We start from the raw sequence: 21,766 nt of genomic DNA, 5'->3' as shown, positions 1-21,766 counted from the left end.
GCTATGACAAATCCGGACATCGTCATCATCGGCTCCGGCATCGGCGGCGCCACGATCGCCTCCGGTCTGGCCGGCAGCGGCGCCTCGATCCTGATGCTGGAGCGCGGCGAGCCCCTGCCAGCAACGCCGCATGCGCGCAACACGCGCTCCATCTTCGTCGATGGTCACTACCGGCCAAAGGAGATGTGGCGCGAGGCCGGCGGTGCCGCCTTCAACCCCGGCAATTACTACTATGTCGGCGGCAATTCGAAATTCTACGGCGCGGTGCTGATCCGTTACCGCAAGGAAGACTTTTCGGCCATGGAACACTTTGGCGGCGTTTCGCCGGCATGGCCCTTTTCCTATGATGAGTTCGAGCCTTGGTATTCCAGAGCCGAGCAGCTGTTTCGCGTGCGCGGCACGCTGGGCGAGGATCCGACCGAACCCTTCCACTCGATCCCCTATGCCTTCAAGCCAGTACCCGACGAGGCGCCGATCGCGCGCGCGCGCGCCGAGCTCAAGGGCCTCGGCCTGCATCCGGCCTCGCTGCCGCTCGGCGTCGACATCGACACGTGGCTGAAGGAGGGAAAAACCGGCTGGGATGCTTTCCCGAACACCGGTCAGGGTAAGGTCGACGCGCAGACAGGACCGCTGACGGCAGCGCTCAAGGACAGCAACATCCAGCTCGAAACCGGCTGCTATGTCGAGTACTTGGAGGCATCGCCCGACGGCAAAACCATATCAGCCATCCACTACCGGCAGAACGGCGAGGCGAAGAAAGTCTCGCCGAAGCTGGTCATCCTCTCCGCCGGCGCCGTCAATTCGGCCGTCATCCTGCTGCGCTCGCCTTCAGCCGCCAATGGCAAGGGAGGCGGCAAGGGCCTCGCCAACCGCTCCGACCAGGTCGGTCGCAATTTCATGAACCACAATTCCAGCGCCATGCTGGCTATCGATCCACGCCGCAGGAACGATGCCGTCTACCAGAAGACGCTGATGCTGAACGACTATTATCTCACCGACGGCAAGGGCGGCAAACCGCTCGGCAACGTCCAACTGCTCGGCAAGATCGACGGCAACATGCTGAGGGCCAATGTGAAATACGTGCCGAGATTCGCGCTCGATTTCATGGCCGGCCATGCCGTCGACTGGTACCTGATGTGCGAGGACCTGCCCGACCCCGAAAGCCGCATCATGGTCGACGGCAAGGACATCGTCATGCAGTGGCGACGCTCCAACATGCAGTCGCTCGACGGGTTGACCAAGGTGATGCGCGAAAACTTCCGCGCCTGCGGTTATCCCCTCGTGCTGTCGCGGCCCTTCGACAAGCGCACGCCGTCGCACCAGTGCGGCACGGTGAAGATGGGCGATGATCCGGCCACCGCGCCGCTCGATCCCTTCTGCCGCTCGTTCGACCACCAGAATCTGTTCGTCGTCGACGGCAGTTTTTTGCCGAACTCGGCTGCCGTAAATCCCGCGCTGTCGATCGCCGCGCAAGCGCTTCGCGTGGCGGACCATATCCGCAAGGTGGAGCTTGCCGCATGACCCGCCCCGCGGCCATCGTCACCGGCGGCGCACGCGGCATTGGGCTGGCTTGCGCGGAGGCATTGACCGATGCCGGCTTCGACATTCTGGTCGCCGACCTTGTCGAACAGGCGCCAGATGGGCTCGCCGCCAACATCACAGCGCGTGGCGCGAAATTCGCCTATAGCAGCTGTGACATCGCCGATCTCGACAGCCACGCCGCACTTGTCGATACCGCCATCCGCGCCTTCGGCCGCATCGACTGTCTCGTCAACAATGCCGGCGTCGGCGCCGTCGTGCGCGGCGACCTGCTGGAGCTCAAGCCCGAGAATTTCGACCACGCAATCAGCATCAATCTGCGTGGCACCGTCTTCCTCAGCCAGGCCGTCGCCAAGGCGATGCTGGCCACCCCTGGCGACCACACAAGATCGATCATCACCGTCACCTCGGTCAGCGCCGAGATGGCCTCGCCGGAGCGCTCCGAATACTGCGTCTCGAAGGCAGGGCTTTCGATGTGGGTGAAGAACCTGGCACTGCGGCTCGCCCCGGAAAACATCGGCGTCTTCGAAGTACGGCCCGGCATCATCCGCACCGATATGACGGCAGGCGTGACCGCCAAATACGATGCTTTGATCGATAGCGGGTTGGTGCCGGCCAAACGCTGGGGTGAGGCATCCGACATCGGCGCGGTGGTGGCGACGCTAGCCGCCGGCAAGCTCGGCTTTTCGACCGGCTCGATCATCAATGTCGACGGCGCGCTCTCCGTGCCGCGACTGTAAGTGGACAGTGTCATGACCGACTACATCATCGTGGGCGCCGGTCCGGCCGGCTGTGTTCTGGCCAACCGGCTGAGCGACGATCCCTCGAATTCAGTGCTGCTGCTGGAAGCCGGCGGCAAGGACTGGCACCCCTACATCCATATGCCGGCGGGCTTTGCCAAGATGACCAAGGGCATCGCTTCCTGGGGCTGGTCGACCGTGCCGCAGAAGCACATGAAGGACCGCGTCTTCTGGTACACGCAGGCCAAGGTGGTCGGCGGCGGCTCCTCCATCAACGCCCAGATCTACACGCGCGGCAACGCCCGCGACTATGACGCGTGGGAGAAGGAAGAGGGGCTGACCGGCTGGGGCTACCGCGACGTGCTGCCCTATTTCAAGCGCGCCGAGAACAACCAGCGCTATGCCAACGACTTTCATGGCGACCAGGGACCGCTCGGCGTGTCAAACCCGATTTCGCCGCTGCCGATCTGCGAGGCCTATTTCCGTGCCGGCCAGGAGATGGGCATTCCCTTCAACCCGGACTTCAACGGCGCCAACCAGGAAGGCGTCGGCTACTACCAGCTGACCCAGAAGGATGCCCGGCGCTCCTCCGCTTCGGTCGCCTATCTCCGACCGATCCGCGCCCGCAAGAACCTGACCATCAGGACCGATGTACTGGTGACCCGTATCGTCGTCGAAAAGGGCCGCGCCATCGGCGTCGAAATCGTCGACAGACCCGGCGGTGAGACAAAAATCCTGCGCGCCGAGCGCGAGGTGATCGTCTCGTCCGGCGCCATCGGCTCGCCGAAACTGCTGATGCAGTCGGGCATCGGCCCAGCTGATCATCTGAAATCGGTGGGCGTCACACCGGTGCACGACCTGCCCGGCGTCGGCTCCAACATGCAGGACCATCTCGATTTGTTCGTCATCGCCGAGTGCACCGGCGATCACACTTACGACAACTACGCCAAGCTGCATCGAACGGCCTGGGCCGGCCTGCAATATCTCTTGCTGAAGAAGGGACCGGTGGCCTCCAGCCTGTTCGAGACCGGCGGCTTCTGGTACGCAGACCCGACCGCCGCCTCGCCCGACATCCAGTTCCATCTCGGCCTGGGCTCCGGCATCGAGGCCGGCGTCGAGAAGCTGAACAATCCCGGCGTCACCTTGAACTCGGCCTTCCTGCGGCCGCGCTCGCGCGGCACGGTGCGCCTGAAGAGCGCCGATCCGGCCGACCATCCGCTGATCGATCCGAACTACTGGTCCGATCCCTATGACCGCGCCATGTCGATCAAGGGGCTGCGGCTGGCGCGCGAGATCATGCGGCAGAAGGCGCTTGCCCCCTACGTGCTGCGCGAGGTGCTGCCTGGTCCATCGCTGGCAACCGATGACGAACTCTTCGACTACGCCTGCCGCACCTCCAAGACCGACCACCATCCTGTCGGCACCTGCCGCATGGGCCATGACGAGATGGCCGTCGTGACCCCGGACCTGCGGCTGCGCGGCATCGAAGCCTTGCGCGTCTGCGATGCCTCGGTGATGCCGCGCGTACCCTCCTCCAACACCAATGCACCGACCATCATGGTCGGTGAAAAGGGCGCCGACCTGATCCTCGGTCGTGAGCCGCTGCCGCCGGCTGTGTTTTCCGGGAACCGGGCTGCTTAGGAGCGAAAGATGATCAGGCACTGTGTTTTCGTCCGCTTCCGCAGCGATGTCACCGACGTCGAACGAACGGCGATCCACGCCGATCTCGAGGCGTTGCGGCAGGTGGTCGAAGGCATGGACACCGTGAACTTCAGTGCCAATGTCAGCCCTGAACCCTTCGCGCGCGGCTTCACACACGGCTTCACCATCGATTTCCGCGATGCCGCAGCGCGCGACGCCTATCTGGTGCATGAGGCCCATCAGCGCGCCGGCGCCCGGCTGGTCGCGGCGCTCGAAGGCAGCACCGATGGATTGATGGTCTTCGACCTCGATCTTACGAAAAAGTGACCGTCGGTTCTTCGAAAGCCGGCTGATCGCTGTTCTCTTTTGCGAGCAGGGCGACATATCGTTCCTTTGGGGGAGCCAAAGGAGGACGTCTTGAATCTCACTGCCGAGCAGAAGAAAACCGTTCTGGCCTCATTCCTGGGCTGGACGCTCGACGCTTTTGATTTCTTCCTTCTGACATTCCTGCTCACCGATATTGCCAGTGAATTCCACACAGATGTCCCGGCAGTCTCCAAGGCACTGTTCCTGACCTTGGCAACGCGCTTCATCGGCGCGTTTTTCTTTGGCATGCTCGCCGACAAATATGGGCGCAAGCCCATCCTGATGCTCAACATCGTCAGCTATTCGGTGATCGGCGCTCTCGCCGCCTTCTCGCCCAATCTCGGCATTTTCCTGGCCCTGCGCGCGCTGTTCGGCATCGCCATGGGCGGCGAATGGGGGCTCGGCAGTTCGCTCGCAATGGAATCCGTCCCGCCGAGCGCGCGCGGCATTGTCTCGGGCATCCTGCAATGCGGCTACCCGGCCGGCTACCTCCTGGCGGCGGTGGTCTACGGCCTGCTCTATCAGCAGACGATCGGCGGCTACACGGTCGGCTGGCGCGCCATGTTCCTGCTCTCCTTTGTGCCGGCGCTGATCGTGCTCTTCATCCGCTCGCACGTGCCGGAATCACCCGCCTTCGTCGAGGCGCAGAAGGCACCCAGGCCTGGCCTGCTGGAAACGCTGCAGAAGCATTGGGGCGTCGCGCTCTATGCCGTCGTGCTGATGATGTTCTTCAACTTCTTCAGCCATGGCACGCAGGACCTCTATCCGACCTTCCTGAAGAAGCAGCATGGCTTCGATCCGCATACGGTGAGCTGGATCACCATCGTCGCCAATCTCGGCGCCATCGTCGGCGGCCTGACGTTCGGCGCGCTGTCGGAGAAGATCGGCCGCGTCAACGCCATCACGCTAGCCTGCATAATCGCTCTGCCAGCAATCCCGCTATGGGCCTACAGCTCGACGCCCTTCATGCTCGCCGTCGGTGCCTTTGTCATGCAGATCGCGGTCCAGGGCGCCTGGGGCGTCATCCCAGTGCACCTCAATGAACTGTCACCCGGCGCGGTGCGCGCCACCTTGCCCGGCTTCATCTATCAGGCCGGCAATCTCGCCGCGTCCTATGGCGGGCCCTATCAGGCTGGGATCGCGGAAAGCGCCGGAGGCAGCTACGGCTATGCGCTGGCGCTTTTTGCCGGCGTGGTCGCCGTCTGCATCATCGTCGTCATCCGCTTCAGTCCTGAACGGCGCGGCCAAGTGATGACCGTTTTGGGTTGAGAGGCAGCTAACCAAGCCGGAGCGCAATAACCCCGGCGACAATGCTGAGCGCGGCGGCGCCGCGCCAGCCCGTCATCTTCTCGCCGAGCGCATAGACCGAGATCAGCATGGCGAACAGGATCGAGGTCTCGCGCAGCGACGCCACCGAGGCGATCGGCGCCTTGGTCATCGCCCACATCACGATCCAGTAGGCCGCACCGCTGAGCACGCCGGTGAACAGCCCGGTCTTCCAGTCACGCGCCAGAACCGGAAGCGCCTTGGGCCCGCGGAAGATGAGGCACAGCACCAGCGCCCCAAACGCATCGCAGATAAACAGCCAGGCGGCATAGCTCTGCGCCGTTGCCGCCAGCCGCGCGCCGCTGCCGTCGGACAGTGTGTAGCTGGCGATGAACACCGAGGTGCCGAAGGCAAAGCCGACCGCGCGCAGGTTGAGCTTCTCCAGATGCGCGCCGCCGCGAAACGACATCACCAGCGTGCCGGCTGACAAAAGCAGTATGCCGACAATGGCAAGCGGCGCCGGCACTTCGGCGACGACGAACATGCCGCCGATCGCCGCCAGCAAAGGCGCTGTGCCGCGCGCCAGCGGATAGGTCTGGGCGAAATCGCCGGCCTGGTAGGCGCCGATCAGGAAGGTGCGGTAGCCCATGTGGAAGATCACCGAAGCGATGATGTAAGGCCACACCTCCGCTTTCGGCACCTCGACAAAGGGCAGCACCACGAGTGCGGCCGCGCCCATGCCGAGCGTCATCAGCGTGATCGACAGGAAGCGGTCGAGGTGGACCTTGACCAGCGCGTTCCAGATCGCATGCATGGCGGCGGCGGCAAGCACCGCAAAGAAGACGAAAAGCGTCATTTCGGCCTTATCGACCTCCCAAGCCGAAGGGCGTCTCGAGATCGATATCGATCCGAACCGGGAAGTGGTCGGACGCCACCTCGCCTATATCAGATCCGACCGAGCGCACCCGCCCGGCAAACATGCCGCCTACGAAACAGTGGTCGAGCCGGCGCTTCGCCAGTCTGCCGTCGATGATCTTCTCATGGGTGTGGAAGGCATCAGCCGGTTCAATCGCCACCGCGGCGGCATCGACGAAGCCGTCGAGATAGGCAGCACCCCGATGATAGGGCGTGTTGCCGACGATGCGGCGATATTCGACGCTGCCCGGCTCCATGTTGAAATCGCCCATCCAGATCGCCGCCTGCGGATTTTCCGGCTCGGTCTCGCCGCTGGTCCAGTTGCGCGAAGGCTCGTCATCAGTGCCGCTCCACGGTCCGCCCTCGGACGGCGCGCGGCGGTGTTGGGCGAGCAGATAGTCGATCTGCTCCAGCCGCTCGTCGGCCGCGATATGCGCGAGATGCAGCGACAGTACCCGCACCGGGCCGGCAGGCGTGCGGATCATGCATTCAAGTGCCGCGTTGCGGGTGTTGAGCGGCCGCAGCGTGCGGCGCATCGGCAGTGCATGCAGCCGCGACCAGACGATCGGCAGTTTCGACAGCACCATGGTGCCGAACTGCCGGCGCCGGTTGACCAGGCGGCCGTTGCGCCGCTCGCTGGCATCCATGTCGAAGGCCGGCCCGTAAACCCAGTGATAGTCGGGCAGCAGGCGCGACAGCAGCTCCGGCTGGTCGTCGAAATGGCTGCGCTGCCAGTGCCGCTCGACCTCCTGCAGCGCAATGATGTCGGCGCCATCAACGATCCGCGCCGCGCGCGAAAGATCATAGCGACCGTCGCTGCCGAACCCGTACTGGATGTTGTAGCTGACCAGCTTCATTGCTTATCCGGCTCACTTTCGGTGATGGCAGTAGCGGTTCAATGGATTGGTTGCAATGTGCAGGGGAATGGAAGCGGCTTGTGCCAGAAGCCTCCCTGCCCCTGCTGCGCGATCATGCACCGATTCCGCGCCACTTCGGTATCCTCCGCGCGCCTGAAAACGCCGCGAGTTTCTCGCGAACACAAGTGGGTCAGGTCTGGCGGTGAACCGTCCTAATACGTCGTCAACGGCTGGAACCGTCCGGCGGGCGATGCCGCCAGCTCCGCCCAGTCGATCTCTTCCTCGAGCCGGTGATAGGCTTCATCGCCGATTGTGCCATTGCGGCGCAATTCCTCCAGCGTGTCGCGCTGGCGGTTGATCGCGTAGAGGCGCAGCCGGTCGTATTCGGTTGCCGCCTGTGCGTCCTCCGGATTTTGCGCGATCACACGCTGGGCCTCGTACTGCTCGCGCACGACAGCCGCGGCGGCTGACGTCTTGCGGCTCAGCACGTCGAGTGCGGCCTGCATGATGGCAACGCGCGCCTGTGCCACCTCGCGATCAACAGTCGTATCCCGCTCGAAATTGAGTATCCGCAGCAAAGGCTTCAACGTCATCCCCTGCAGCACCAGCGTGCCCAGAACCACAGCGAACGCGGCAAGCACGATCGGGTCGCGGCCGGGAAAGCCGGCCGGCAGGGCAATGGCCACCACCAGCGTCACCAGCCCCCGCATGCCGCACCAGCCGACGAGCACGGCACCGCCAAATGTCGGCACATCCCGCCTTCTGTCTTCGCCACCGAAGCGGGCAAACCATCGTATGATCGCAACGTAACTCGCCACCCAGACGAGCCGTGCCACGATGACGACGACCAGCACCGTGGCGGCAAAGAGAAAGGCTTGGCCTTGCCTTTCGCCCGAAAGCCGGCCGACGATCGATCGTGCCTGCAGGCCCATCAGCACGAAAGCCAGCACGTTGAGCACGAACACCGCCGTCTCCCAGACCGAATAGGTGCTGACGCGCCGCCTTGCCGACATGTGGCGTGGCGCCCGGCGCGCGAGGGTCATGGCGTAGGCGACGATGGTGATGATGGCCGAAAGGCCCAACCTGTCCGCCAGGATCCAGACCCCGAAAGTTCCAGCGAATTGCACCACCGTGCTGCTCGCCGCGTCCTCAATCCTTGCGAGCGTCAGCAGCGAGAAGCGGCCAAGCACATAGCCGGCGATCAGGCTGCCTATGGTCGACAACAGGATTGTCGGAATGGCGTTGCTCAGCATGATCGAGCCGAGCGCCGCCGAAACCGCCAGGCGATAGATCAGCAGCGCGGTGGCGTCGTTGAGCAGGCTCTCGCCCTGCAGGATGGCGGTGATGCGGTGCGGCACCTTGAACTGGCTGAGCACAGCGCTTGCCGCCACCGCATCCGGCGGCGCGACGATGGCGCCGAGCGCGATCGCCGCCGCAATCGGCAGACCCGCCATCTTCCAGCCGACGAAGGCAACCACGACAGTGGTGAAGACGACGGCACCAAGCGCCAGCAGCAGCAGCGACAGCCGGTAGCGCTTCAGGTCGCGCAGCGAGGTGTCATAGGCGGCGTCGAGAAGCACCGGCGCGATGAACAGGGCAAGCGCCAGCTCCGGATCGATCTCGATCATTGGCGCGCCAGGCACGAAGGCAATCCCTGCCCCGGCCAAGGCCAGCAGGGACGGATAGGGGATCTCCAGCTGTCGCGACAGCGCCGTCAACGCAACGGCCGTCAAAAGCAGGACAAGGGTGAGTTCGAAAAGGGCCATGGGCGGTTACTTCAGTGAGACGGGATTGCCTGCGCAAGCATGCAGAATGCGGTTGATTGGCTATCAAACTCAAGCCCTCTGGCAGTACGCCTCAAACCTCCTGCTGTCCTACAAGACTGGCATGATCCTCATTGGCCAATATGACTCGCCTTTCGTTCGCCGCGTCGGCATCGCGCTGACCCTCTATGGCATAGCCTTCGAGCACCGTCCGTGGTCGGCTTTCGGCGATGCCGACAAGATTCGGCCCTATAACCCGCTGACACGGGTGCCGACGCTGGTGCTGGACAATGGCGAGGTGCTGATCGAAAGCCATTTGATGCTCGACTATCTCGACAGTTTGGTCCCGGCCGATCGAAGCATGTTTCCGACGACGGAGCCCGCGCGCCACCAGGCGCTGAAAGTTTCGGCTCTGGCCACGGGGCTCGGCGACAAGGCGGTGAGCCTGTTTTACGAGAAGCGGCTGCACGAGAAAGTCTCCGACCTCTGGGCCGGGCGCTGCCGCACGCAGATCGAGGCCGTGCTTGCAGTACTGGAAGCCGATCGCGCCGAACGGTCGACACCGTATTGGTTTGGCGACCACATCGGCCACGCCGACATCGCGGTTGCTGCCGTGCTGCGTTTCATCGGCGAGGCGCATCCGGGGCTCGTATCGCTGACCGACTTTCCGGCGCTCGACGCGCACGCCACGCGGATGGAAGCCCTGGCGGTCTTTCAAGAGATATCGCAGGCCTTCATCGCACCGGCTTGAGGCCTTCTTGATGCCTGCCGGGACTTTCCTACCTCTACTGAGGTTTGAAGGGCGCGCGCCATGGCATCGAAGCTTGGGGTACCGAACCTGAACTGCTCGTTCTGTGGGAAACCCCGGGCAGACGTGTTGCAATTGCTGGTCCCGAAGCCTTCATTTGCAACGAATGCGTCCAGCTGTGCGTCGGGATCGTCGCAACCGAACACCCCAACTGGCTGCAACAGCATCGCTAATTCCTGACGACGCTACCGTTGAAATTCCAACACTGAACTCGCCGCCAGCGAGATCAGTGCAGCACCAGCATATCGCCCGACGAGAACGAAATCTCGGCCTTCTCGCCGACGGCGGGCGGCGGTGTCGCCGGGCTGTTGAACGTATCGAGCGATACCGTGTTGCCGCCGATGCCGACGCGGACACGGATCACCGAACCGAGGAAGTGCACTTCGGAAATCTCCCCGGTCAGGCTGGAGTCACGGCCCGGCTGGCGACCAAGTGAAATCGCCTCGGGCCGCAGCGCCAGCGACAGCGTGTCGCCGGATTTCGAGCCGTTGAGCTTGCCCTTGAGCGAGACTTCCTGCGTGTTGACCTGAACCGTGCCGGCCGCGGCATCGGTGACCTTGCCTTCGAGCACATTCAGCGTGCCGACGAAATTGGCGACGAATTTGGTTGCCGGGCGGTTGTAGATCTCGAACGGCGTGCCGACCTGTTCGGCCTTGCCGCCATACATGACGGCGATGCGGTCGGAGATCGACAGCGCCTCTTCCTGGTCATGCGTGACGAAGATGGTGGTGATGCCGAGCTTCTTCTGGATCGAACGGATTTCCTCGCGCAGCGACACGCGCACCTTGGCATCCAGCGCCGACAGCGGCTCGTCGAGCAAAAGCAGCTTAGGCTTCGGCGCGATCGCCCGCGCCAGCGCGATGCGCTGCTGCTGGCCACCGGAGAGCTGGTAGGGATAGCGGTCCGCCATCTGCGGCAGCTTGATGATGCCGAGCATCTCGGCCACGCGGGCGTCGATGTCCGCCTTGGGCATGCCGGCGACCTTCAGGCCGAAGCCGATGTTCTGCGCCACGGTCAGGTTCGGAAACAGCGCATAGGCCTGGAACACCATGCCGACATTGCGCTGGTTGGGCTTCAGCCGCGTGATGTCCTTGCCGCCAACGACGATCTTGCCGGCGCTCGGCTCCTCGAAGCCGGCGACCATGCGCAGCACCGTTGTCTTGCCACAGCCGGATGGCCCGAGGAAAGAGACGAATTCGCCACGCTCGACGTCGAGGTTGAAGTCCTCCACCACCGTGGTGGCGCCGAAGGATTTTCGAACATGCTGGATGGAGAGGAACGGGTCGGCCATGGTGTTGTTCTTTCGATCAGTTCGGTCGGTTCGCCGATTTCGGCGCGAAGCGGGACAGGATCTGGATGAGCGACATGCAACCCCAGGTGATGGCGAAGGCAATGATGGCAAGTGCTGCCGGCTCATAGGCGCGGTTGGCGCCAATGTTCTGCAGATAGGGGCCGAAGGCCGGCCGGTTGAGCAGGCTTGCCATGGTGAACTCGCCAATGACGATCGCGAAGGTCAGGAACGCACCCGACAGCACCGCGATCAGCACATTGGGCAGGATAACCCGAGTGATGATCGTCGACCAGCCGGCGCCCAGGATCTGCGCCGCTTCCGTCAGCGTACGCACATCGATGGTGCGAAGCCCGGTGTCGACGGCACGGTACATATAGGGCAACGACAGTGTCGCATAGCCGATGACCAGCAAGGTATTGGTGCCGGTGTCGGTCGCCAGGAACGGCAACGGCGAATTCGAGCCATACATTCTGATGTAGCCGAACACGATGACGATGGCCGGGATGACCAGCGGCAGCAAGGTGATGAACTCGACGATCGGCCGCAACTGCGGCAGGCGCAGCCGGATCCAGTACGCAGCCGGCACCACGATCAGCACGCCAAGAATGATGGTGAAGACCGCGGCAAGCACCGAATAGCCGAACGTCGCCTGAAAGCGTGCGTCACCCAGCACGACCTTGTAGGCATCAAAGGAATAGGCCCCGCGCCGCATGCGCATGGAGAACTCCACCGTCGCGATCAGCGGGATGAAGAAATAGGCCGCGCCCAGCGCGAAGACGACCCAGGCCCAGAACCTGCCAGCCTTCATTTGAGCCACCTCTCGGAACGGGTGCGGAACCAGATGTAGAAGACATTGGCAAGACCGGTAATGAGGATCATGCCGAAGGCGATGGCATAGCCAAGATGGGCATTGTGCAGCACGTCGCCACGGATCTGGGCATAGAGCAGGATCGGCACGATGTTGAGCGACGAACCGGTCAGCGCATAGGCGGTGGCGATGGCGCCAAAGGCATTGGCGAACAACAGGATCACGGTGCCGAGGAAGCTCGGCCAGATCACCGGAATGACGACCATGCGCCAATACTGCGCCATGGTTGCGCCCAGCGTTGCGGCGGCCTCGCCCCATTCCTTCTTCAGCCCGTCGATGGCCGGCACGATGATGACCACCATCAGCGGAATCTGGAAATAGACATAGGTCAGCGTTAGGCCCCAGAACGACAGGATGTTGAAACCGTGCGCATAGATGTTGAGGCCGAACAGCGTGTTCAGAATCACCGTCGCAAGGCCAAGCCGGCCAAGTGTGGCGAGGAAGGCGAAGGCCAGCGGGACGCCGGCAAAATTCGAGGCGACGCCGGAAAACGTCAGTGTCGCCGAGCGTATCCAGTCTGGCAGGCCGCCGCGCACGATGGCGATGGCAATCGCCAGCCCCGCGAAAGCGCCAATCAGCGATGAAGCAAGGCTGACCTTGATCGAAATCCAGTAGGCGGCAACGATCGACGGCTGCGCCAATGCAACTATGTTTTCGAGTGTGAATTCGCCAGCATCGTTCTGGAACGCGCCCAGCATCAGGTAGAGCGTGGGCAGGATCAGGAACATGATGGCGAAGATGAAGAATGGCGCGACACCGAGCCATTGCGTCGGCAGCCTCAGGCTGCGCGCCTCGGCGGGAGGCGCGGTCTTGCCGGCAACAGCGTGATCGGAAAATGAGAGATCGGTCATGCGCCGGCTACCGTCTTCGAGGGAGGGCCGGGCGGCCTCGCGACCGCCCGGTGGATTTCAAGTGTTACTTGACGTTGGCGCCGACAACGGCGTCCCAGTTCTTGGTGATGGCTTCCTTGGCCTTGCCCTGCTCGTCGAGCGTCGGGAACACCGCGGCCGCATAGGACTCAGCCGGCGGCAGCTTGGCCAGCACGTCCGCCGGGATCTTGCCGTTCTTGGCGAGATCGTTGAAGCGGATCGGATGGCAATAGCCCTTCAGCCAGGCGATCTGGCCTTCGTCGGAGTACAGGTATTCCAGCCAGAGCTTGGCCGCGTTCGGATGCGGCGCGTATGCGCTGATCGCCTGCACGTAGACACCGGCGACGACACCGGTCTTCGGCACGACGACGTCGACGGGCGGGTTGCCCTTCAGCGTGTCGCGGCCAGCGAGCGCGTTGTAATCCCAGGTGACGAGGATCGGGGTCTGACCCTGGGCGAGCGTCGCGGCCTTGCCGATGACCGGCACGAAATTGCCGGCGGCGTTGAGCTTCTTGAAGAAGTCGAGGCCAGCGGTGCCGGCGGCTTCGCCAGCAGCCGCACCCGACGACAGGCCGGCGGCATAAACCGCCTGGATGGCCTGGTTCGAGGCGCGCGGATCACCGGCAAGAGCCACCGAGTTGGCGAATTCCGGCTTCAGCAGGTCGGCCCAGTCCGTCGGCGATACCTTCACCAGGTCCTTGTTCACCTGGAAGGAAAGCACGCCGTAATAGTCGCCGGTCCAGAAGCCGTCGGCATCCTTGGCGCTGTCGGGGATCGAGTCCCAGGTCGATACCTTGTAAGCCTGGATCAGACCGTCCTTCTTGGCGGACGGACCGAAGGACAGGCCGACGTCGATGACATCGGGAGCCTGCGGGCCCTTGTTGTCCTTGTTGGCCTTGATCGCCTCGACCTCGTCGCCGGAGCCGGCATCGGGGTTGAGCTCGTTGATGGTGATTTCCGGATACTTCGCCTTGAAGCCGGCGATGACGTCGCCGTAACCGCACCAGTCATGCGGCAGCGCGATGGTGGTGAGCTGGCCCTCGGCCTTCGCGGCCTTGACGAGATCATCCAGCGAAGCCGCGGACGAAATCACCGACGACACCATAAGGGTCGCGGCCGAAAGGGAAAGCACCTTCCCCGTGAATTTGAACATGTGTTCTCTCCGTTGAACTGACGCCGTTGGACGCCTGCGATGCGGTATCGTTTTCATGTGACAGCCAGATGAAAGCTTTATGAAACCATTGGCCGGCAGCAGAAAAAGTTAACTCTTTTTAACGGGCTGTAGCAATTAGCCATCACTTATTTTTCCGGCTAATCACTTTCCGCCTTGCATTTCATCCTTTCCCCCTTGGTTTGCCCTGATTTTCCAGATCAATTTCCGGCAACGGTGATGCCGTCAGATCGTGCCGGCGATAGCGTTTTCCAGCAGCGTAAGCGCCGCCTTCTTGGTCAGCTTGACCGGGTTGCCGCCCGCGGTCGGATCGACCACCGCCATATCCGCGATCAGTGCCTTGCGCTTCTTGTCCATGTCGAGCCCCTTGATCAGGCCGGGCAGCGCGTGCGGCACCTTCAACTCCTTGCGCAGCTTGATGATCGCCTTGGCGAAGCCGTCAAAGCCGCCCTTGATGCCGCAATAGGCGGCGAGCCGGGCAATACGCTCCTCGATGGAGTCACGGTTGAAGGCGAGCACATAGGGCATGAACACGGCGTTGGTCATGCCGTGATGGGTGTCGTAGAGCGCGCCGATCGGGTGCGATAGCGAGTGGATGGCGCCGAGCCCCTTCTGGAAGGCGGCGGCGCCCATGGCGGCCGCACTCATCATATGGGCGCGCGCGACAAGGTCCTTGCCGTTGGCATAGGCCTTTGGCAGGTTCTCGAACACCAGCCGGACACCCTCGACGGCGATACCGTCCGCCATCGGGTGATAGCCCGGCGCGCAATAGGCTTCGAGGCAGTGGGCAAGCGCGTCCATACCGGTGCCGGCGGTGATGAAGGCGGGCATGCCGACCGACAGTTCCGGATCGGCGATCACGATCGCCGGCAAGAGTTTCGGATGGAAGATGACCTTCTTGGTGTGCGTCTCCTCATTGGTGATGACGCCGGCGCGGCCGACTTCCGAGCCGGTGCCGGCGGTGGTCGGCACGGCGATGATCGGGGCGATCGCGTCCGAATTGGCGCGCGTCCACCAGTCGCCGACATCCTCGAAATCCCACACCGGCCGCGTCTGACCCGCCTGGAAGGCGATCAGCTTGCCGAGATCGAGCGCCGAGCCGCCGCCGAAGGCGATGACGCCGTCATGCTTGCCCTTCTTGAACACGGCGATGCCGGCAGTGAGATTGGAATCGACCGGGTTCGGCTTCACCTCGGAAAACACGCCGTAGGGCACCTTGGCGTCGTCGAGGATCTTCAGCGTCGAAGCGACGACCGGCAGTTTCGCCAGCCCCGGATCGGTGACGAACAGCGGCCGCTTGATGCCGGTGGCCGCCAAAACCTCGGGCAATTCCTTGATGCGCCCGGCGCCGAAGCGGACGGTGGTGGGGTAGTTCCATTTGGAGATGAGCTTGGACATTTTTGGTCTTTCGAAAAAATCAGATGGCTTCGCGCAGGTGGAAGGATTTCGGTCGGGTCAGATTATCGTAGCCGATGGCCGATAGTCCCGCGCCCTTGCCGGTGTCCTTGACACCGGTCCAGACCAGCGCTGGATCGAGATAGTCGCAGCGGTTCATGAACACCGTACCGGTCTCGATGCGGTTGCCGATCGCCACCGCATGCTCGGTATCGCGCGTCCAGATCGAGGCCGTCAGGCCATAGGCGCTGTCGTTCATCAGCGCTATCGCCTCTTCGTCATTGCGCACCTTCATGATGCCGACGATCGGGCCGAAGCTTTCCTCGCGCATGACGCTCATCTGGTGGTCGACATCAGTCAGCACTTCCGGCGCCAGATAGGGCGAGCCCGCCTTGTCATTGGCCACCTTCATGTTGATGTGCGCCTTGGCGCCCTTGCGCAGCGCTTCGGCTTTCTGCTCGCGGATCAAGTCGGCGAAACGCGCCTGCGCCATCGGCCCCATTGTCGTCGTCTGGTCCAGCGGATTGCCGACGACATAGTTCTTCGTCTCGGCGATGAAGCCCTCGACGAACTCGTCATAGATCTTTTCGTGGACATAGACGCGTTCGATGCCGCAGCAGCACTGACCGGAGTTGTAGAAGGCACCGTCGACCAGATTGGCGACCGCATGGTCCATCTTGGCGTCGGGCAGCACATAGGCCGGATCCTTGCCGCCAAGCTCGAGGCCGAGCGTCATGAAGGTGCCGGCCGCCGCCTTTTCGATGGCACGGCCGCCGCCGACCGAACCGGTGAAATTGACATGGTCGATCTTGCCCGAGCCGAGCAGCTTCTCGGTCTGGGCATGGTTGAGCACGACATTCTGGAACACGCCCTTGGGCAGGCCGACCTTGTCGAAAGCCTGCTGAAAACGCTCGCCGACCAGCAGCGTCTGCGCCGCATGCTTGAGGATGACGGCGTTGCCGGCCATCAGCGCCGGCACGATGGTGTTGACGGCGGTCAGATAGGGATAGTTCCAGGGCGCGATCACCATGACCACGCCGAGCGGATCTTTTTTCACGTAGCGCCGGAAGCCGTCCTTGGGATTGGAGGCTGGTATGGACTTGAGCGCCTGCTCGGCGATCTCGACCATGTAATTGGTGCGTTCCCTGACGCCGCCGAACTCGCCGCCATAGCGCACCGGCCGCCCCATCTGCCAAGCGATCTCCGGCACGATCTCGTCGGTCATCGCCACCAGCGCTTCGAGCATCGCCAGCATGTACTTGCCGCGCTCGACGGTCGGCGTCTCAGCCCACTTCTCCTGCGCCGCCTTGGCGCGCTCGACCGCGGCATTGATCGCCTGGTCTGTAGCCACGGGCCGCTCGGCATAGATCGAGCCGTCGATGGGGGATATCAACTTGACCGTTTCGGTCATTCCTTCAGTCCTCGCACTTCATGAAATCTTGATTTTGACGTCGCCCGCCATTCAGACGATGGCTAAGGGAGGGCGACGCCGACATAGTTTAGTACCGCTCGAAACCCCTGTGCAGTTCCCAATCCGTAATCCGGCGGTCGTATTCGAACTGCTCCCACTTGGCGGTGTGGACATAATGTTCGAGCACGTCCTCGCCGAGCGCCTGCTTCAGCATCTTCGACTTGGCCAACGTCTCGGTGGCGTCACGCAAGGTCTTCGGGATCTCCGGCAAACGAGATGCCTGATAGGCATCGCCGACGAACGGCTTCTGCAGTTCAAGCTTCTCGTCGATGCCGGCAAGGCCGGCGGCGATCAGCGCCGCGAAGGCGAGATAGGGGTTTAGGTCGGCACCGCCGATGCGGCATTCCATGCGGATGCCCTTGGTGCCCTCACCGCACAGGCGGAAGCCGGCGGTGCGGTTGTCCTCGCTCCACATGATCTTGGTCGGCGCGAAAGTGCCGGCCTGAAAGCGCTTGTAGGAGTTGATGTAGGGGGCCAGGAACCAGGTGAACTCCTTGGCATATTTGAGCTGTCCGGCGGCCCATTGCTGGCCAAGGGTGGATAGCGTCCAGTCGGCCTTCTTGTCGAAGAACAAAGGCGTCTTGCCGTCGGCGCTCCACAGCGAATTGTGGATATGGCTGGAGTTGCCGGCGAGCCCGTAATTGTATTTCGACATGAACGAGATCGCCTTGCCCTCGGACTCAGCGATTTCCTTGGCGCCGTTCTTCAGGATGACGTGGCGGTCGGCCATGTCGAGCGCTTCGGCATAGCGCACATTGATCTCTTCCTGGCCCGGACCCCACTCGCCCTTGGAGTTCTCGATCGGGATGCCGGCCGCTTCCATCTCGTTGCGAAGCCGGCGCATGACGCCTTCTTCCTTGGTGGTGATGCCGATCTGGTAGTCGCCGATATAGGGCGAGGCGGTATCGAGGCCCTGCCAGTGCTTCTTGCGGGCGGAATCGTAGGTCTCGTTGAACAGATAGAATTCGAGCTCGGAAGCGAAATAGCCGATATAGCCGCGGTCAGTGAGCCGCTTGACCTGCTTCTTCAGGATAGCGCGCGGCGAATGCGGGAGATCGTCATGGGTGTGGTGGTCGAGCACATCACAGACCACCAGGGCGGTCTTTTCCAGCCACGGAATGCGTCGCAGCGTGCCAAGGTCCGGCTTCATGACGAAGTCGCCATAGCCCTTCGACCAGCTTGCCGCCTTGTAGCCCGGCACCGGTTCCATATCGATGTCGGCGGCCAGGAGATAGTTGCAGCCATGCGTTTCGTCGTGGGCGGAATCGACGAAGTACTGCGCCAGGAAACGCTTTCCCGCCAGCCGCCCCTGCATGTCGACGATGCAGGCCAGCACCGTGTCGATCTCACCGCTGGAGACCGCTTTCTTCAACTGATCGAACGAGAAATTTCCGGCCATTCCTTTGGCACTCCAGCGCTGGTCATTGAAAGGGATAAACGAAACCATGGCCGGCACGATGCCGGCCATGGCCTTGATGGTCGATGTCAGTGGCCGGTTTCGCCAACCGCCTGTTCGGCAGCCTTGATCGCGGCCTGACGCGCCGCGATGATGTCACCGAGCGGCGGGCCCTGGAAGCGGTTGCGCTCGAAGGCGAACCAGACGATCGCCGTCAGGATGAAGAAGCCGACGGTGATGTAGAGCGCCCAGTCGTTCGGTGGCTGGATGCCGATGATGAAGATCAGGATCATCGACACGATCGACAGGACGGCGAACAGCATGAACACGCCGCGCCCCATGTTCCATGGCCCCATCTTGTCCCATTTCGGTGTGCCCCAGGCCAGCATGCCGAGCACGATCGGCACGGTGAAGGAGAGGAACAGGAAGATGACGGTGCAGGACACCACGATGGTATAGGCCGAGGTACCAGCAACCGAGACCAGGGTCGAACCCCAGACGAACAGCACCGACAGGATCGACGCCGTCCAGATCGCCGCCACCGGCGTGCGATAGGTCGGGCTGACCTTGGCCAGCGCCGCCGAGCCGGGCAGACCGCCGTCACGCGAGAAGGCAAAGATCATGCGCGAAGCGGAGGTGACGGTCGCCAGACCGCAGAGCAACTGCGAGACGAACACGACGAGATAGACGAACTCCTTGATGCCGGAGGGAACGCGCTGGTCGAAGGCCCAGAAGAACACGTTCCAGCCCTGCTTGGCGGCGTCGTCCATGTTCGGGATCATCAGCACGAAGGCTGCGAGGAACAGATAGCCGAACAAAGCCGACCAGACGACCGACATCACCATGGCGCGCGGCACGGAAGAGGCCGCCTTGATGGTTTCTTCCGATGTGTGCGCGGAAGCGTCGTAGCCGGTGATCGTATAGATCGGCAGCAACAGGCCGAGCGCGAACACCCAGGCATTCGAAACCGACGGCCACACACCGCCGCCTGCATCACCCGAATAATTGTGGAAGGTGAAGAGACGGCTGACATCCCAATGCTCGGCGAAAATCAGGCAAACCACGGCGATCAGGATGGCGCCGAAGAAGATCAGATAGCCCGAGAAATCGGTCAGCTTCGCGGTCAGCTTGATGCCGAGATGGTTGATCAGCGCCTGGAGACCGGTGATGACGACCAGAAAGATCATCTGGTTGGTCAGCGAACCGTCAATTCCGAGCGCTGGCCCGAAGGCGCCGACGAAGAACGTCCAGGTGCCGACATTGATGGCACCGAGCACGGTGATCAGGCCGAGCAGGTTGAGCCAGGCCGTGACCCAGCCGGTGCCGCGATTGCCGAGGATCGAGCCCCAGTGATAGAGGCCGCCGGCCGTTGGATAGGCCGAGCTGATCTGCGACATGGCCACCGCGAAGGTCAGCGACACGAAGCAGCCGACCAGCCAGCCGACGCCGATGCCGATGCCGCCGGCGCCTGACGTGCCTTGGGCCAGCGAATTGATGCCGCCCGACAGGATGCAGATGATGGAGAAGGAAACCGCGAAATTCGAAAAGCGACTGAGGCGCCGCTCCAGTTCCTGGGCGTAGCCCATGCTGTGGAGGGCCTTTACGTCCTCCGCCTTGTCTGAATCTGTATAACCCGGTGTTGTCATCTTGGAATTCCCCTATGGTTTTTGGCTGGACCGGTCCTGCATACCGACGATGCAGGCCAGCGCGGCGTAAATCCCGTCGCCGGAAACTTCTTCTTCAACGGATCGGACAAGAAATTCCCGGCCACTTGATAACATCCTTCAAACTGAAAACTGATGGTCGACGGGGTGCCCGATCGGCCTGAGCCGATCGGGCGATATTGCCTTGCCGTCAGCCGGCTGTCTGGCCGACCGCTTTTTCCGCAGCCGCGATCTCCGCCGCGCGACGAGCAATGTCGGCACCGATCGGCGGCCCCTTGAAGCGGCGCGATTCTATACCGAACCATAGAACCACGAGCAGAATGATCAGTCCGATGGCGTAGTTGATCAGGATGTCGAAGGGAGGCTGGATGCCAGCATACATCAGCACCAGGACACCGAGCACGGTGATGACGGCGAAAGGCTTTGACCAGACGCCGAGACGGAACGGACCGAACTCAGTCCAGCTCTTGCCTTCCGCAAGAAGTCCGGCTGCGATCGGCATGGCATAGGAGACGTAAAGGAAGAGAGCGCAACCAGCAGCGAGCGCCGCAAAAGCCGGCGAATAGAGCGTGGCGGCGATCGAGAGCACCACGCCGAGCCAGATGGCAGGCACCGGCGTGCGCCAAGTCGGCGAAACCTGCTTCCACAAGGACGACCCAGGCAGACCTCCGTCACGCGAAAAGGCGAAGATCATCCGCGAGGTCGAAGTGAGCCCGGCCAGCGCGCACAGATAGTTCGACAGCACGATGGCGATGCCGAGCAGAGCCTTGAGCCATGTTGGCGCCGGCAGATTGTTGAACAGGTTGAACCAGGCATTGCCGCCGTCCTTGGCGGTCGCGACGAGATCGGGGCTGGCGAGGACGAAGGAGACCGCCATGACGAATCCGAAGACGAGAGACCAGAGGACCGCGTGGATCATGCCTCTGGGCACAGCAATGCGGGCATTGTGCGTTTCCTCGGCGGTATGGGCCGAGGCGTCGAAGCCGGTGATCGTGTAAAGCGGGTAGAGAAGGCCGATCAGGAAGGCCACGAGGGCGGTGCGGGCCGTCGGAACATAGCCGCCACCGGGGTCGCCGGTCGTGTTGACGAACGTCGTCAGCCGCGCAAGATCGAAACCATGCGCGCCCCAGATCAGGAAGGTCAGCGTCAGTACGACCGCAACAACGAGGATGAGGTAGCCGGAAAAGTCGGTCAACATCGTCGTCGTCTTGATGCCGAGATGATTGAAGAGGCCTTGGGTGACGGTAATCAAGACGACTGCCGCCGTCTGCTGCCAGAAGCCCCAGGTCGATGTGTCCCATCCGAAGATCGGACCCGCGACGAGCCCTTGAAATAGCAGATAGACGCCGACGTTCACCGAAGCCACGACGAAGATCAGGCCAAGCAGGTTGATCCAGGCCGTTGCCCAGCCCCAGCCGCGCCCGCCGAGAATCGACGACCAGTGATAGAGGCCGCCGGCGGTAGGATAGGCCGAGCCGATCTGGCCAAGCGAGGCCGCGACGACAAGAGCGAAGACACCGCCGATGACCCAGCCAACGGTCGCCTCGAAACCGCTGCCGGTGCCCATGGCCAGCGGAAATGAGGTGATGCCACCGGCCAGAATGCAAATGATCGAGAAGGATATGGCGAAGTTGGAGAAGCCGCTCATGCGGCGGGCCAGTTCCTGGGCGTAGCCCATACTGTGAAGGATCTTTACGTCCTCCGATTTCTCTGTGTGATCCGTTGTCATGCTGGAGTTCCCCTTAT

Annotated in this window: 19 protein-coding genes; 7 read left to right on the top strand and 12 right to left on the bottom strand. The window is 62.7% G+C overall.

Annotation, left to right across the window (positions count from 1 at the left end):
- Nucleotides 1-3: 3 nt before the first annotated feature.
- From DBIPINDM_RS24375 to DBIPINDM_RS24355, 5 genes are all read left to right on the top strand, one after another.
- Nucleotides 4-1,521 carry an FAD-dependent oxidoreductase gene (locus DBIPINDM_RS24375; protein ID WP_258581608.1) on the top strand — a complete coding sequence of 506 codons (1,518 nt, stop codon included), beginning with the start codon at nucleotides 4-6 and terminating at the stop codon, nucleotides 1,519-1,521.
- Complete coding sequence (locus DBIPINDM_RS24370; RefSeq protein WP_258581607.1) at nucleotides 1,518-2,279, top strand: 3-ketoacyl-ACP reductase; 762 nt, start codon at nucleotides 1,518-1,520, stop codon at nucleotides 2,277-2,279. The genes DBIPINDM_RS24375 and DBIPINDM_RS24370 overlap by 4 nt, the downstream gene beginning before the upstream one ends.
- A gap of 12 nt (nucleotides 2,280-2,291) precedes the next feature.
- Nucleotides 2,292-3,920 carry a GMC family oxidoreductase gene (locus DBIPINDM_RS24365; protein ID WP_258581606.1) on the top strand — a complete coding sequence of 543 codons (1,629 nt, stop codon included), beginning with the start codon at nucleotides 2,292-2,294 and terminating at the stop codon, nucleotides 3,918-3,920.
- Nucleotides 3,921-3,929: 9 nt separating this feature from the next.
- Nucleotides 3,930-4,247: a Dabb family protein gene (locus tag DBIPINDM_RS24360; RefSeq protein WP_258581605.1), complete on the top strand. Its 318-nt coding sequence runs from the start codon at nucleotides 3,930-3,932 to the stop codon at nucleotides 4,245-4,247.
- 90 nt (nucleotides 4,248-4,337) lie between these two features.
- Nucleotides 4,338-5,555: an MFS transporter gene (locus DBIPINDM_RS24355; RefSeq protein WP_258581604.1), complete on the top strand. Its 1,218-nt coding sequence runs from the start codon at nucleotides 4,338-4,340 to the stop codon at nucleotides 5,553-5,555.
- 7 nt (nucleotides 5,556-5,562) lie between these two features.
- On the opposite strand, the gene DBIPINDM_RS24350 is transcribed toward DBIPINDM_RS24355, so the two are convergent.
- The 3 genes from DBIPINDM_RS24350 to DBIPINDM_RS24340 form a co-directional block, all read right to left on the bottom strand.
- Entirely contained in the window at nucleotides 5,563-6,408 is an 846-nt protein-coding gene (locus DBIPINDM_RS24350) for an EamA family transporter (protein WP_258581603.1), read from the bottom strand.
- A gap of 7 nt (nucleotides 6,409-6,415) precedes the next feature.
- A complete protein-coding gene (locus DBIPINDM_RS24345) occupies nucleotides 6,416-7,324 on the bottom strand; it encodes an endonuclease/exonuclease/phosphatase family protein (protein WP_258581602.1) in 909 nt (302 codons plus the stop codon).
- A 212-nt stretch (nucleotides 7,325-7,536) separates the two neighbouring features.
- Nucleotides 7,537-9,090 carry a cation:proton antiporter gene (locus tag DBIPINDM_RS24340; RefSeq protein ID WP_258581601.1) on the bottom strand — a complete coding sequence of 518 codons (1,554 nt, stop codon included), beginning with the start codon at nucleotides 9,088-9,090 and terminating at the stop codon, nucleotides 7,537-7,539.
- A gap of 121 nt (nucleotides 9,091-9,211) precedes the next feature.
- Here DBIPINDM_RS24340 and DBIPINDM_RS24335 point away from each other — a divergent pair, with 121 nt between their 5' ends.
- Both DBIPINDM_RS24335 and DBIPINDM_RS43655 read left to right on the top strand, forming a co-directional pair.
- Entirely contained in the window at nucleotides 9,212-9,838 is a 627-nt protein-coding gene (locus tag DBIPINDM_RS24335; RefSeq protein ID WP_258581600.1) for a glutathione S-transferase family protein, read from the top strand.
- A 44-nt stretch (nucleotides 9,839-9,882) separates the two neighbouring features.
- Nucleotides 9,883-10,068: a ClpX C4-type zinc finger protein gene (locus DBIPINDM_RS43655; RefSeq protein WP_416361704.1), complete on the top strand. Its 186-nt coding sequence runs from the start codon at nucleotides 9,883-9,885 to the stop codon at nucleotides 10,066-10,068.
- A gap of 53 nt (nucleotides 10,069-10,121) precedes the next feature.
- Here DBIPINDM_RS43655 and DBIPINDM_RS24330 read toward each other — a convergent pair whose 3' ends face one another.
- The 9 genes from DBIPINDM_RS24330 to DBIPINDM_RS24290 all read right to left on the bottom strand — a co-directional run bounded on the left by DBIPINDM_RS24330 (nucleotide 10,122) and on the right by DBIPINDM_RS24290 (nucleotide 21,749).
- Nucleotides 10,122-11,186, bottom strand: coding sequence for an ABC transporter ATP-binding protein (locus tag DBIPINDM_RS24330; protein WP_258581599.1), 1,065 nt, complete (start codon nucleotides 11,184-11,186; stop codon nucleotides 10,122-10,124).
- Between the two features lie 16 nt (nucleotides 11,187-11,202).
- Entirely contained in the window at nucleotides 11,203-11,994 is a 792-nt protein-coding gene (locus DBIPINDM_RS24325; protein WP_258581598.1) for an ABC transporter permease, read from the bottom strand.
- Nucleotides 11,991-12,905 carry an ABC transporter permease gene (locus DBIPINDM_RS24320; protein WP_258581597.1) on the bottom strand — a complete coding sequence of 305 codons (915 nt, stop codon included), beginning with the start codon at nucleotides 12,903-12,905 and terminating at the stop codon, nucleotides 11,991-11,993. Before DBIPINDM_RS24320 ends, DBIPINDM_RS24325 begins: the two co-directional genes overlap by 4 nt.
- A gap of 64 nt (nucleotides 12,906-12,969) precedes the next feature.
- Nucleotides 12,970-14,076 (bottom strand): ABC transporter substrate-binding protein, encoded by a 1,107-nt coding sequence (locus DBIPINDM_RS24315; RefSeq protein ID WP_258581596.1) that lies wholly within the window; start codon nucleotides 14,074-14,076, stop codon nucleotides 12,970-12,972.
- Nucleotides 14,077-14,319: 243 nt separating this feature from the next.
- A complete protein-coding gene (locus DBIPINDM_RS24310; protein ID WP_258581595.1) occupies nucleotides 14,320-15,492 on the bottom strand; it encodes an iron-containing alcohol dehydrogenase in 1,173 nt (390 codons plus the stop codon).
- Nucleotides 15,493-15,511: 19 nt separating this feature from the next.
- The gene (locus DBIPINDM_RS24305; protein WP_258581594.1) at nucleotides 15,512-16,900 is read right to left on the bottom strand and encodes an aldehyde dehydrogenase family protein; all 1,389 of its coding nucleotides are present in this window, start codon (nucleotides 16,898-16,900) and stop codon (nucleotides 15,512-15,514) included.
- Nucleotides 16,901-16,988: 88 nt separating this feature from the next.
- Nucleotides 16,989-18,359, bottom strand: a complete 1,371-nt coding sequence (locus tag DBIPINDM_RS24300; RefSeq protein WP_258581593.1) for a glutamine synthetase family protein — start codon at nucleotides 18,357-18,359, stop codon at nucleotides 16,989-16,991.
- Between the two features lie 86 nt (nucleotides 18,360-18,445).
- Complete coding sequence (locus DBIPINDM_RS24295; protein WP_258581592.1) at nucleotides 18,446-20,002, bottom strand: amino acid permease; 1,557 nt, start codon at nucleotides 20,000-20,002, stop codon at nucleotides 18,446-18,448.
- Nucleotides 20,003-20,210: 208 nt separating this feature from the next.
- Nucleotides 20,211-21,749 carry an amino acid permease gene (locus DBIPINDM_RS24290; RefSeq protein ID WP_258581591.1) on the bottom strand — a complete coding sequence of 513 codons (1,539 nt, stop codon included), beginning with the start codon at nucleotides 21,747-21,749 and terminating at the stop codon, nucleotides 20,211-20,213.
- Between the last annotated feature and the right edge of the window lie 17 nt (nucleotides 21,750-21,766).

The organism is Mesorhizobium sp. AR02 (assembly GCF_024746835.1).
In the GTDB taxonomy this organism is placed as follows: Bacteria; Pseudomonadota; Alphaproteobacteria; order Rhizobiales; family Rhizobiaceae; genus Mesorhizobium.
Note: the sequence above shows the minus strand (reverse complement) of the source record. Positions and strands in the feature narration are given on the sequence as shown.

Excerpts from the sequence above, each read along its gene's own strand:
- DBIPINDM_RS24375 (WP_258581608.1), top strand. The coding sequence starts at position 4 with ATGACAAATCCGGACATCGTCATCATCGGCTCCGGCATCGGCGGCGCC.
- DBIPINDM_RS24370 (WP_258581607.1), top strand. The coding sequence starts at position 1,518 with ATGACCCGCCCCGCGGCCATCGTCACCGGCGGCGCACGCGGCATTGGG.
- DBIPINDM_RS24365 (WP_258581606.1), top strand. The coding sequence starts at position 2,292 with ATGACCGACTACATCATCGTGGGCGCCGGTCCGGCCGGCTGTGTTCTG.
- DBIPINDM_RS24360 (WP_258581605.1), top strand. The coding sequence starts at position 3,930 with ATGATCAGGCACTGTGTTTTCGTCCGCTTCCGCAGCGATGTCACCGAC.
- DBIPINDM_RS24350 (WP_258581603.1), bottom strand. The coding sequence starts at position 6,408 with ATGACGCTTTTCGTCTTCTTTGCGGTGCTTGCCGCCGCCGCCATGCAT.
- DBIPINDM_RS24345 (WP_258581602.1), bottom strand. The coding sequence starts at position 7,324 with ATGAAGCTGGTCAGCTACAACATCCAGTACGGGTTCGGCAGCGACGGT.
- DBIPINDM_RS24340 (WP_258581601.1), bottom strand. The coding sequence starts at position 9,090 with ATGGCCCTTTTCGAACTCACCCTTGTCCTGCTTTTGACGGCCGTTGCG.
- DBIPINDM_RS24335 (WP_258581600.1), top strand. The coding sequence starts at position 9,212 with ATGATCCTCATTGGCCAATATGACTCGCCTTTCGTTCGCCGCGTCGGC.
- DBIPINDM_RS24330 (WP_258581599.1), bottom strand. The coding sequence starts at position 11,186 with ATGGCCGACCCGTTCCTCTCCATCCAGCATGTTCGAAAATCCTTCGGC.
- DBIPINDM_RS24325 (WP_258581598.1), bottom strand. The coding sequence starts at position 11,994 with ATGAAGGCTGGCAGGTTCTGGGCCTGGGTCGTCTTCGCGCTGGGCGCG.
- DBIPINDM_RS24320 (WP_258581597.1), bottom strand. The coding sequence starts at position 12,905 with ATGACCGATCTCTCATTTTCCGATCACGCTGTTGCCGGCAAGACCGCG.
- DBIPINDM_RS24315 (WP_258581596.1), bottom strand. The coding sequence starts at position 14,076 with ATGTTCAAATTCACGGGGAAGGTGCTTTCCCTTTCGGCCGCGACCCTT.
- DBIPINDM_RS24310 (WP_258581595.1), bottom strand. The coding sequence starts at position 15,492 with ATGTCCAAGCTCATCTCCAAATGGAACTACCCCACCACCGTCCGCTTC.
- DBIPINDM_RS24305 (WP_258581594.1), bottom strand. The coding sequence starts at position 16,900 with ATGACCGAAACGGTCAAGTTGATATCCCCCATCGACGGCTCGATCTAT.
- DBIPINDM_RS24300 (WP_258581593.1), bottom strand. The coding sequence starts at position 18,359 with ATGGCCGGAAATTTCTCGTTCGATCAGTTGAAGAAAGCGGTCTCCAGC.
- DBIPINDM_RS24295 (WP_258581592.1), bottom strand. The coding sequence starts at position 20,002 with ATGACAACACCGGGTTATACAGATTCAGACAAGGCGGAGGACGTAAAG.
- DBIPINDM_RS24290 (WP_258581591.1), bottom strand. The coding sequence starts at position 21,749 with ATGACAACGGATCACACAGAGAAATCGGAGGACGTAAAGATCCTTCAC.